This window comes from Methanomethylovorans sp. (assembly GCF_050177135.1).
Lineage (GTDB): Archaea > Halobacteriota > Methanosarcinia > Methanosarcinales > Methanosarcinaceae > Methanomethylovorans.
The window spans coordinates 1-5,896 of the sequence record NZ_JBFXHJ010000134.1; the positions used below are offsets into that span (position 1 = coordinate 1).

Below are 5,896 nucleotides of genomic sequence, written 5' to 3' on the forward strand. Positions count from 1 at the left end.
TGCTCCTTTGCTTCCTTCAGATCTTCTTTATCTTCTGCGTTCTCAACGATCGTTTTTGCTTCTTTCAGCTGTGCTGTTGCGTTTTCCAGCATTTCTGCTGTGATGTTCCTGTCTTGCAACTCTTCTGACCCTATCATTGAAAATTCCATAAATGAGATCGTATCATTTATTTGCTCCAACATTCTTTCCTGATGTGTTTCAAATGATTCATTTTCCTGGGATATTTCCTGTTCATCCATGGGTTTTTGTCTCAATCCATGACCGTTTTCAGGTGTGATTCCAATTGTAACCATTGCTGATCGGATCAGTTCCTTTGCTTCCTTCAGGTCGCCTTCATCTTCTGCATCAGTGATGAGTGTCTTTGTTTCCTCTAGCTTTGTGAGTGCAGTTGTCAGCGTCTCTTTTGTAATATTCTCGTTTTCCAGTTCCTCGATGTTCTCTATGTCCGATCCGATCATTGAGATCGTGTCATTCACATGTTCCAGCATTCTCTCCTGCTGGATCTCGAAAGTTGCATTATCAAGGGAGAAGCTTAGTGGCTCTGCACTATTCCTTTTTTCATGCATCGTTCCATACATATCGTGTTTATGGCCATTGTCCTGTGCAGCGAATGTGGATGGTACTAAACATAGAACCATCAAAGCTACCGAAAAGGCTGCTATAGATCTTGTCATTTTTCTTTGCGTACTGATCTCCTCCAGATCTTTTGTGTCCAAACAGTTTAGTTCTGGCACAATTACTGAATTCTCTACGAATGATATAAGTATACTTAGCTCTTAAAGGATCAATAGAGCTTTAATTTTTAAAAGAAAGATTTATTCGAGTTTTTATCGTTACAGATTCCTTTATTTCTCTCTCTTTGGAAAATTCTATTTTAACTGTGTAATAAAAATCATTGATTACTTATACACACATAGGGTTACATATTCTCAATAACGGAGCAATTTTATTGCTTTTTAGCACTTATAGTAAATATTCATGAGTTGAAAAGTTTCAATAATACATTTTTCTGCTCTAATCAGCAATTAGGCTCTATATATCTCATTTATACTCTGAAATATGTGCTATAAAGCTTCATCAGTTCAAAAAAAGTATAAATAATAGTATATCTGTTTTGTATTATTACAGCTACATAAAAATCTCTCAAGCATATTTATATTGTAGTTCAATGTCTTTATTAACCTGATATATTGGCTAGTTCGCAAGGTCAAAATGGAACAGGAAATAGCCAGGGAAAAAAAGTATAGGTATATGGATCACATGAATCACAAGGCTATAGTGCTTATATTTGCAATCATCTTGGTTACGATCGCAGGTGGATGTGCAGATAAGCCCTCCACTTTGAACAGAGGTCAGGACTATAAACCGGATTACAGTCTTGTTCCGGCATCTCTAAGTGTCCTTTCTTCTCCTGATCATATTAAGCCTGAGCGTCCTGACATTCGTCCAGTTTTCAGGGATGAAAGAGAGGAATTCAACAATATTATCTCTGAAGCAGATTTGATAGCACAAGAGTTAGATTCCAGGATACTGAGTTTTGAGGAAGAAGGTAAAGATGTTCAAAGGCTTAAGTCTCTTCTTGAAGAATATAAAACTTTGATATCCAGTGCGAAAACATACCGCCAACTCGCAGATCAGGATCATGAGGGCTGTACGGACCCGGAATGTGCGGCAATTGAAACAGAACTATATATGCAACTATCCAGGGAGAACCTGAAAAAATCTAATTCCATACTCCTGGATATCTTCAACGAAATGAAAAAGCTGCTTCCAGGACATGTTAAATTAGGTGAGGGTTGCACACTTTCTGCAACCGGTACAGGAAGAGTGTTGCTAGTGGGTGATCTGAATGCTAACATTTCCATTAGAAATGGTGTTTTTTATGTAGTGGGTATTCTCGATAACCCGGAATTGCCTATCACAATAGCAGGCAAATATGAGTTTAAAAAGTCAGAAAAACCTGAGGACCGATTATCTTATTACAAGATAATTGATGCTACAGTGGACATCTCGGCGCAAAGATCGACTTTCATAGTAGAAGCAAGTGAAATATCAATTGTTGTTAAAGGGAATGGTACAATTGATTTTTTCGGTAACGGTACTTACATAATAACATGTCCGGATGGCAGTTCGGATGATATGCATTGGGAAGCACCCACTGTAAGAAGAACTATTAATAGCCCCTCTATCTATACTGATATCAAATGAAGGCATTTTCCCGTAGGATCATATTTGCCATCTTGTTAGTCATTACATTTTTAATGACTGCAGGCGCAAGCGCTACCATTCATGGTGTGGTGTATGAATGGAATACATTCCAACCTCTGGAAAATGTAATTGTAAATGTAAACTCCACTCCTGTGCAGTCAATGGTGGGTAAATATGGTACTTATTCCTTTAACCTGCCCGAGGGGAATTATAAGATAAGTGCAAGTTATTATGAGGATAGCAGCCTTATTTATTATGCCGAGGATTTTGTGAATATTACAGACGAGGGCAGCTATGTGCTCGACCTGTTACTTTTTCCGGATTATTCTCAAAGTAAATCTTCTATTAATGGTTCTTCTTCTTCTTCTTCTTCAAATCAGTCTATAAGCTTCCAGAATGCGACCGCTGTTCAGAGCAATTTTATTTCCGTTGATACTATTCTTATAACTATTCTAATACTCTTGGTTCTGTTCTTTTTGTTAAGACACTCAACAGGCAAAAAGACCACTCTTTCTGCAGAAAGGCATCAGGCAGTAAAGCAAGAAAAGGCCGAGGAAAAAGTAATTCTTATACCTAAACCGGTACAGTTCACAGTTTCTCCTGAAAGCATTAAAACCGGGTCACAAGAGTTCGAGGAAACGGAGTCAGAGGAAACAGATCCTACAGAACTGATCGTCGCAGAGCCAGATAATATGGGGTCAAATACTTTAGATGTCATCCCCAAGGGGCCAATACCTGCTGATCTGCAGGAGATACTGGATATCATTCGTGCTCAGGGTGGACGTATGACCCAAAAGGACCTCAGGAGCAAGCTCAAATATTCAGAAGGCAAAGTGAGCCTCATGCTATTTGATCTTGAAAAAAGAGGCATGATCCAGAAGTTCAAAAGAGGTAGAGGGAATGTTATCCTTCTTGTTGAACAGGATCAGCGATCTTAAGAACTGGTTTCTATCCTGCTTTTGCCAGAATAACCCTTTATTATGATTCAAAATAGTATCAAACTTCTTTTTAAAGGTTTTTTCTCTTTTAATTTCTATATTAAAGCTTGGATTTGAAAACTATTTCCTATTTTCTCTTTAAGCTCTAAGTATGTTTTTATTATAAAATACCAAAAGGGGGGTTTGCTGCCAGGAACATGCTGGCAAGCGTACCACCCAACACAGCCATCCCCCATCTCCTGTGTGATCACACAAAGGAGGTGAAAGGAGGCATCCCATTCTCCTGTGGATGCCTCCTCAAAGGAGGCCAAAGAAAAAATCACTATATACGCATTACTGGAGGAATTACATGAGTAAAAAGTACGGTTTCAAGAATTACACTGTCCTTGACAGGAGGCAGTTCGATCTATTAATGTGGAATCTGATGAAAACACTTTCAAATAACACTGAACAGGTTTCATCTTCGTCTTCTTCATACCTTAATGAAAAATAAGGAGACAAACTGATGTCTGATAACCTTGCCGAAGGCTCTGCCAAAAGTTCTGATCCATCTTTTCTCCTGAAACTGGAGGATGTATGGAAGATCTACCAGATGGGGGAAGTGGAATTTGCTGCTTTGAAGGGTGTTGACATGCACATCTCCAAAGGAGAGTTCGTGGTCATACTGGGTCCCAGCGGTAGCGGAAAAAGTACCATGATGAACCTGCTTGGCTGCCTGGACCTTCCAAGCAAAGGTACTGTTCTTCTCAATGGGAAAGACATTTCACATCTTTCAGAATCCGAACTAGCTACCATCAGAGGAAAGATGATAGGCTTCATTTTCCAGCAGTTCAATCTTATTCCCACACTGAACACTCTTGAGAACGTTATGCTTCCTCTGGAGTTTCAAAACGCAGATCCCTCTGCTGCAAAAAAGAAGGCTGCTGAGCTATTGGACATGGTAGGACTGTCTCAGAAAGCCCGTAATCTGCCATCCCAGTTATCAGGTGGTCAGAGGCAGAGAGTCGCTATTGCCAGGTCACTGGCCGTAGACCCGGATATTATACTGGCTGATGAACCCACAGGTAACCTTGACAGCAAAACAGGGACGTATATACTTGATTTCCTTTATGGGCTGCACAAGAAGGAAGGCAAAACGATAATCATTGTGACACATGATGTGGCCCTTGTCAGATATGCTGAAAGGGTAGTTCACATAAAGGACGGAATGGTGGAATCCATAGAAAAAATCCAAAATAATTAAAGGTGTTTATCATGAAAAAAATGTTACTGTTCATACTCTTGATATTATCTCCCATAGCGCATGCTTCCGCAGCAACCTACGTGGACTCTGCCGGGCTCAGCGTTGATGTTATGAGTCAGACCCCAAACCCTGCAAGACCGGGCGAGAGCGTTGAACTTACTCTCAGTGTGCAGAACTATGGGAATGAAGACCTTAAGAACATAGTCATAACTGCCCAACCCGAATATCCCTTCTCTAAAGTGGATGGTGAATCCTTGAGCAGGACCATATCCTATCTTAATGCCAGACAGGATGATGACGATGCTGCAACAGTGAAATTGAAACTAAAGGTCGCCAGTGACGCTCCTGCAGGTACATATGAGCTGGACATCGTTACAACGGATTCAACAGGTACTACTAAAACCACTACGCTGGATATTGAAGTAAGGGGCAAGGAATACGCTCAGATCGTAACGATCAGCAAGGCCAGTATAGATTTCGCCACTGAGGAACAGCTCGATCTCGTGGTCACAAATACTGGCAGTTCTCCTCTTAAGAACATGGAGATCTCCTGGGTAGACTCCACTGGTACGATCTTGCCGGTCTATTCGGATAATACCAAGTACATAAGTTATCTGGCTCCCAATGAATCTGTAACTGTCAGTTATATAGTAATGGCTGACGTGAATGCTGATCCCGGTCTTTACAAGCTGGATATTACTCTTGAGGTAGAGGACTATGATTCCAACGTTAGCACAATTTCCACAACAGCAGGTCTGTTTGTAGGGGGCGGGACAGACTTCGATGTTGCGTTCTCAGATAATTCCGATGGAGAAATGTCGTTCTCAATAGCTAATGTGGGTAACAATGAAGCATATTCAGTAAAGGTTTCCATTCCGGAACAGGAAGGTTATAGTGTGTCAGGCAGTTCCTCTACAATAGTCGGTAACCTGGAAAAAGGTGACTATACGATTGCTTCGTTCACTGTTTCACAACTGGGGGCAGGAGGCATGCCAGGCACTGGTGGTGCCGGACCAGGCGGCAATGCGGCTGTAGCTTCGGCATCATCCGCAAATGCAAGTACCAGCAATGATCTCCAAGTTTTGATAGAATACACGGATTCAGCAGGTCAGAGGAACACCGTAGAAAAATCTGTGCAGATCTCGCAGAGCAGCACGGCAACAGCTGGTACATCAATGGGTCCGGGAGGGCAAGGCCAGGGTTCATCCAGTTCAAAATATGTATATATTCTGTTATTAGCTGCTCTTGCATCAGGATATGTTGTGTATTACAGAAGAAAGCACGGTGAGAACCCTGCTGTTATCCGGAAACTTGGATCAATTGTGCATCACAGGAAGATGAAAGAAGGTAACTAACTATGAGAAACAGCAGCTATCTCAAAATGGCCCTTACCATCCTGCTGCATAGCAAGGTACGCAGCTGGCTCACTATTATAGGGATAGTCATAGGTGTAGGTGCTGTTGTAGGTATCATGTCCCTGAGCGAGAACATGCAAAAGGACATGGAA

Annotated in this window: 7 protein-coding genes; 6 read left to right on the forward strand and 1 reads right to left on the reverse strand. The window is 41.3% G+C overall.

Going from position 1 to position 5,896, the window contains the following annotated elements:
• Nucleotides 1-734 (reverse strand): hypothetical protein (locus tag AB7U21_RS09720; protein WP_428388654.1); only part of this gene is annotated, 734 nt, incomplete at its 3' end.
• A gap of 478 nt (nt 735-1,212) precedes the next feature.
• On the opposite strand from AB7U21_RS09720, the gene AB7U21_RS09725 reads away from it, so the two are divergent.
• The 6 genes from AB7U21_RS09725 to AB7U21_RS09750 all read left to right on the forward strand — a co-directional run.
• On the forward strand, nt 1,213-2,208 hold the full coding sequence (locus tag AB7U21_RS09725) for a hypothetical protein (protein WP_428388657.1): 996 nt from the start codon (nt 1,213-1,215) through the stop codon (nt 2,206-2,208).
• A 53-nt stretch (nt 2,209-2,261) separates the two neighbouring features.
• Nucleotides 2,262-3,146 carry a helix-turn-helix transcriptional regulator gene (locus AB7U21_RS09730; protein ID WP_428388659.1) on the forward strand — a complete coding sequence of 295 codons (885 nt, stop codon included), beginning with the start codon at nt 2,262-2,264 and terminating at the stop codon, nt 3,144-3,146.
• 349 nt (nt 3,147-3,495) lie between these two features.
• The gene (locus tag AB7U21_RS09735) at nt 3,496-3,639 is read left to right on the forward strand and encodes a hypothetical protein (RefSeq protein ID WP_333787856.1); all 144 of its coding nucleotides are present in this window, start codon (nt 3,496-3,498) and stop codon (nt 3,637-3,639) included.
• Nucleotides 3,640-3,651: 12 nt separating this feature from the next.
• Entirely contained in the window at nt 3,652-4,389 is a 738-nt protein-coding gene (locus tag AB7U21_RS09740; protein ID WP_333787855.1) for an ABC transporter ATP-binding protein, read from the forward strand.
• An 11-nt stretch (nt 4,390-4,400) separates the two neighbouring features.
• Entirely contained in the window at nt 4,401-5,744 is a 1,344-nt protein-coding gene (locus AB7U21_RS09745; protein WP_428388662.1) for a COG1361 S-layer family protein, read from the forward strand.
• A gap of 26 nt (nt 5,745-5,770) precedes the next feature.
• Nucleotides 5,771-5,896, forward strand: a 126-nt coding sequence (locus AB7U21_RS09750; RefSeq protein WP_428388664.1) for an ABC transporter permease, incomplete at its 3' end; no start/stop codon positions are given.

Bases quoted from the DNA above. Each gene is read 5' to 3' on its own strand.
- AB7U21_RS09725 (WP_428388657.1), top strand. From the start codon at position 1,213: ATGGAACAGGAAATAGCCAGGGAAAAAAAGTATAGGTATATGGATCAC.
- AB7U21_RS09730 (WP_428388659.1), top strand. From the start codon at position 2,262: ATGACTGCAGGCGCAAGCGCTACCATTCATGGTGTGGTGTATGAATGG.
- AB7U21_RS09735 (WP_333787856.1), top strand. From the start codon at position 3,496: ATGAGTAAAAAGTACGGTTTCAAGAATTACACTGTCCTTGACAGGAGG.
- AB7U21_RS09740 (WP_333787855.1), top strand. From the start codon at position 3,652: ATGTCTGATAACCTTGCCGAAGGCTCTGCCAAAAGTTCTGATCCATCT.
- AB7U21_RS09745 (WP_428388662.1), top strand. From the start codon at position 4,401: ATGAAAAAAATGTTACTGTTCATACTCTTGATATTATCTCCCATAGCG.